Here is a 356-nt window from a genome sequence, read left to right as displayed (position 1 = left end):
GACCTGACCGGCGGCGGCCGGCTGCGACTGGTGGTCACCGACGGCGGCGACGGCATCGACTACGACCACGCCGACTCGGCCGCCCCGCCGCTGAGCTGCGGCAGCGGACCGGCCGCCGGCAGCCACCCGCTCAGCGACCTGGCCTGGTCCTCGGCCGTCAGCGGCTGGTGCCCGGTCGACCGCGATCGCAGCAACGGCGCACAGCAGTCCGGCGACGGCCGGCCCCTCGGCATCCGGGGCACCACGTACGCCAAGGGCCTCGGTGCGCACGCCTACAGCGAGATCGACTACTACCTCGGCGGCACCGGCACCAACCTGGGTGTGGACGTCGGCGTGGACGACGCGTCCCACGGCAA

Annotated in this window: 1 protein-coding gene; it reads left to right on the top strand. The window is 74.7% G+C overall.

The window, feature by feature from the left end; all coding sequences use genetic code 11:
* Positions 1-356, top strand: a 356-nt coding sequence (locus UK12_RS33820; RefSeq protein WP_045307047.1) for an NPCBM/NEW2 domain-containing protein, incomplete at both ends; no start/stop codon positions are given.

Source organism: Saccharothrix sp. ST-888 (genome assembly GCF_000955975.1).
Lineage (GTDB): Bacteria > Actinomycetota > Actinomycetes > Streptomycetales > Streptomycetaceae > Kitasatospora.
The sequence above is the reverse complement of the archived record's forward strand: the minus strand, read 5'-3'. Positions and strand labels throughout refer to the sequence as shown.